The sequence below is a fragment of the Mogibacterium kristiansenii genome, assembly GCF_009695905.1.
GTDB lineage: Bacteria > Bacillota > Clostridia > Peptostreptococcales > Anaerovoracaceae > Mogibacterium_A > Mogibacterium_A kristiansenii.
In genome coordinates this window covers 1-4,494 of the sequence record NZ_VUNA01000031.1, presented here as the reverse complement: position 1 = coordinate 4,494, position 4,494 = coordinate 1, and the positions used below count along the sequence as shown (strand labels likewise).

Sequence of the window (4,494 nt, the reverse complement as noted above, 5' to 3'; positions counted from 1 at the left end):
ACGCACGCTCTATAGCTGCGAGGACAATACCTGCAAAAAAGTCCTCGCAGCGCGGGTCGCTCGGGGCATTCCAATTAAAAATGAGGGATAGTTTCAAATAACTATCCCACAAAAATTCGTGAAGAGCCTAATAAAAGCGCCGCACCTTGATTCGGTGCGGCGTTTTCGTTGTCGTTTTCGATATTTAGTATTCCAATCCCAGGCCGTCGGCGACGTTGCACACGAAGTCCTGCACATTGGTGATGATGCCCTTGGAGGACAAGCTTCCCCGGTCCGCCAGCTTGTTCACCGTGAATTCGGAGATATCACAGATGTAGAAATAGGTCTGGCGCACGGTTCCGTCCGCCATCACGCGGTACGACGGTGTCATATTGCCCACTGCGATGGAATGAAGCATGGTGGCCATGGTGATTACCGTGGTGGCCTTCCGCACGCAGTTCCGCATGGCATCCTGTGCATCGTAGCAGTTGCCGTATACTTCCGGAAGCGGTCCGTCATCCCGAATGGATCCACCCAGCACAATCGGAATTCCTTTTTTTACTGCGGTGTAAATGATTCCGTTATCGATGTTGTATTTCTCGATAAATTCCGGAATGGAACCGGCCTCCCGCACTTTGTTGATCAGTTCCAGATGGTTGTAGTGACCGTTCGGTGCGTTCTGCTGGGTGTAGATGTTCTGACCCAGCGCCGTATTCATGTAAGCACCCTCCAGATCGTGGGTCGCCAACGCGTTTCCGGCCAGCACCGCGTCCGCATATCCCGCGTTAATCAGCGCGGAAAGGGCTTTGCGGGCCTTCAGGTCAAAGGAAAATGCCGGTCCCAGCACCCAGACCACGTTTCCGTGCTCCTTCTCGTGCTTCAGCAGCTCCACGATTTCGTCCACGTCCTTGGAGAAAGCCGTCTCTCTGGAACGTCCGGTTCGGAATGCGAAGGTGTCGCCGGTTTCGCTTTTCTCATCGAATCCGTTGGCGTGCATAAAAATACCTTCTTCGCAGTTCTCGGTGCGACCGCAGATGACCCGGTCTCCCGCCTTCAATCTGCGCGCTTCCACTGCCTGAACCTTCTCACCGTCGAACATCGGAACGGTGTCCATCCGGCTCTCTTCCACCATGAGCCATTTTCCGTCAATCTTGAAATACTCCGGGAAAATGCTCAGCGCATGGAAATTATCCGGTGCGATGCCGTCCCTCGGCGCCTCAACCAAGGTCGCGTCAGGAGCGTTTACGAATTTCTCTTCGGTAAAATCGGGATGTGTATACTTTCTTAATTCAAATGCCATGACTGCCTCCTACTATAACAACTAAAAGGTGTCTCTGTCCAAATCCCCTATCTATTTTCTACCCTTCTTGTTTTTATTTTAACACATCTCACTGACAATTCATAGCATTTTTTGTGTTGTCTTTATACCAAATATTTCAGCAGCCGCTTCACCGCAATCGGAAGCCGTTCCCGATCTTTCATGATGATGCCCATCTCCCGGATGAACGGTTCCTCCAGGGATTTGATTTCGATATCATAGGAGCAGCGCTTCAAAATCAGTTCCGGAAGCACGCTGATGCCCAGTCCGCTTTCCACCATGGACATGATGGCATAGTCGTCCCACGTCGCAAAATCCACCCTCAGATTGATTCCGTGCTTCAGGAAAAATTCCCGGCTGCTGGTATTGTTGTCCTTCTCCTGCAGGATAAAAGGATATTTCTCGATTTCTGCCAGCGGAATCCGTTCATACTCGCACAACGGGTGATCCTTCGGCAGTACGATTTTCATCTCATCCGTGCCGTAGGTAATCGTATCGAAACTGTCTTTGGTCGGCATCAGCACGAATCCGATATCCACGCGACCGGATTGCACCCATTCCTCAATTTCGTTGTAATCGCCCAGAAGCAACTCGTATTTCACGCCCTTATAATCGTTCTTGAATTTCTGAATTACCGGCGGCAGCACGTGGGTGGCCACGCTGGAAATGGTTCCGATTCGAATCAGACCGGTTTCCAAACCCTGCAGCTCCTCCACGTCCGTGGTGAGTTTCTGAAACTCATTGCACACCGCCCGAATCTGCGGAAGCAGTCGAACGCCGTCGGAAGTGAGTTCCACGCCGTACTTGTTCCGCTCCAGAAGTGACATCTGCCAATCCTTCTCCAGATCGCCAATCATCCGGCTGATTCCGGATTGAGAATAGTTCAGAATCTCCGACGCCCCGGTAATGCTCCCATTGTCCACTGCCGTTATGAACGCAATATACTTTTGCAAGTTATAATCCATTATATCCCTCACTGTCTACAATCTGATAATCTGGTTGTCGCTGTCTACGGAAGCCATCAAGCCCCCGGCCATCTCCCATTCGCCGTACACCAGCACCGGTCCGTTGTATCCGTACAGCCGGCGAAGAATTCGGTTAAAGGTCAACGGGTTATTCACAAAAATCCGCGCATCGAAGGTGCAGGCGAACTGCCGCTTCTCTGTGTACGGGAACTTAAAGAAAATAATATCCGATTCCGGATCGCAGTCGTAATACCGCAGTTCCATCATTCGGAACCCTTCCCCGTCGTACTTGTTGGTGTAGAATTCCGCCGTTTCCCGGCCGCAGTACATGTCCTTCACCTTCAAGTTTTCCGTCAGAACCGCATCCGCCGGATTTTCCCGGCACACGGCCAGCAGCTCATCTAAAGTGCCCGGCATCTTTTTACCGGCACAAATTTCCGCTTCATCCGACCGCTTCTGCACTTCCTCTAAGAATCTTCTCGGGGTAAAATCAGACCAATCGTAGTCCGAAAGGTTTCCGCTGCAGATTTTCAGTTCCGGTTCTGCAGTGGTATTGTCAATTTCCGAAAAATTAAAATATGCCATCTTCGCTCCTTACTTTACGCTGATTTCACCGGCTAGAACTTTCTTGTAATCCTCATAATTTCGCTTCAGCAGTTCCGGCGTATCCAGATTGTACGGGCAGCGGCTTACGCACTGGCGGCATTCCATGCAGTTCTCAATCTGCTTCATGTTCTCCTGCCACTCTTCCGTCAGCCATGCCTCGGATGGCGCCCGCCGAATCATCAGGGACATTCTGGCGCAGTTGTTGATCTTGATTCCCACCGGACACGGCAGGCAGTATCCGCATCCCCGGCAAAACTCGCCGGACAGTTCTTCTTTTTCCCCGTCGATAAACTCCCGGAGTTCCTCCGTCATCGCGGCATCGCCGCTTTCAAAAAATGACAGCCAGTCTGCCAGCTCCGATTCCCGCTGGATGCCCCAGATTGGAAGGACGTTGTCGAACTGCTGCGTAAACGCCATCGCCGCATCGGCCCGGTTAATCAGCCCACCGGCCAAACCCTTCATGGCAATAAAACCCACGTTGTGCTCTTTGCAGCTCTTCACCAGCCCCAGCTCCTGCTCCGAGCTCAGATAGCTGAAGGGGAACTGCATGGTCTCGTACAGACCGGACTCCACACATTCCATGGCCACCTTGATTTTGTGGGCGGTCACGCCGATATGGCGAATCTTCCCCTGGGCCTTGGCCTCCTGCATGCATTCATACATTCCGCTTCCGTCTCCCGGTCTCCAGCACTGATCCACCATGTGGAACTGATAAATATCCACGTGATCCGTCTTCAGATTTGCCAGGGAAGTCTCCAAGTCCTTCCAAAAATCTTCCGGCGTTTTGGCTGCGGTCTTGGTGGCGATGTACACGTGATTGCGAATGGAATCGCCTCCCGGAAGGCTTCCTTCCCCAAAAGCAGCTCCCACCTTCTCTTCACTGTCCGAGTATGCCCGGGCAGTATCGAAAAATCTCATTCCGCCGTGATACGCTTCCCGAAGAAGCTTCACCGCTTCCTCCTCGGATACCCGCTGAATCGGCAGCGCACCAAAGGCATTCTGTGGGACGGTGATTTCCGTATTTCCCAGTGTCACTGTTTTCATGATGTTTCTCTCCCTTTAAAAAGCACTTATTGAAATATTTTTCATTTAATCACTTACAAATTATCATATCTACTATATCATTTCTATCTAATACTAGCAACGATTTTTCAAATCTTCATGTTTAATTCGAAAATAGTTCCGTCCGGGTGGTGGATGGGTCTCCGGAGGATTGAGAAGGGCCGCCGGCCGCAATGGGACGTGGTGCTTCACTGCCCGCAAGGCCCTTATTCCTTCGTCCGGAGGCACCACGTCTATCGGTTCGGATGGGCCTTCGGCGGCTGGGACGTGGTGCTTCACTGCCCGCAAACCCTTATTCCTTCGTCCGGAGACACCACGTTTATCGGGCCGGATGGGCCTCCGGCGGCTGGAACGTGGTACTTCACTGCCCGCAAACCCTGTTATGAAGTGACCGTTGTCAAGAGACGATTACAAGAAAGTTTCTTCTCTCGGCATGGCACATTTGTATTTTCTTGACAGCATCTGGAAAGAGCTTTGATTTAACAGTTCCCGGCATGTGGCCACTCTGTTATTCGTGGATTGGTTACCTACAGGCTAATGGTCCGCCGTGAGCCCTGCGATCTT

General features: G+C 51.7%; 4 protein-coding genes. All 4 read right to left on the bottom strand.

Features of this window, described 5'->3' with window-relative positions:
- Positions 1–184: 184 nt before the first annotated feature.
- Complete coding sequence (locus FYJ65_RS09335) at positions 185–1,279, bottom strand: putative NPN-dependent ornithine cyclodeaminase (protein ID WP_154555056.1); 1,095 nt, start codon at positions 1,277–1,279, stop codon at positions 185–187.
- A gap of 122 nt (positions 1,280–1,401) precedes the next feature.
- Positions 1,402–2,262, bottom strand: a complete 861-nt coding sequence (locus tag FYJ65_RS09330) for a LysR family transcriptional regulator (protein WP_154555055.1) — start codon at positions 2,260–2,262, stop codon at positions 1,402–1,404.
- 15 nt (positions 2,263–2,277) lie between these two features.
- Positions 2,278–2,847 carry a hypothetical protein gene (locus FYJ65_RS09325; RefSeq protein WP_154555054.1) on the bottom strand — a complete coding sequence of 190 codons (570 nt, stop codon included), beginning with the start codon at positions 2,845–2,847 and terminating at the stop codon, positions 2,278–2,280.
- 9 nt (positions 2,848–2,856) lie between these two features.
- Positions 2,857–3,912 (bottom strand): aldo/keto reductase, encoded by a 1,056-nt coding sequence (locus FYJ65_RS09320; RefSeq protein ID WP_154555053.1) that lies wholly within the window; start codon positions 3,910–3,912, stop codon positions 2,857–2,859.
- Positions 3,913–4,494: the final 582 nt, after the last annotated feature.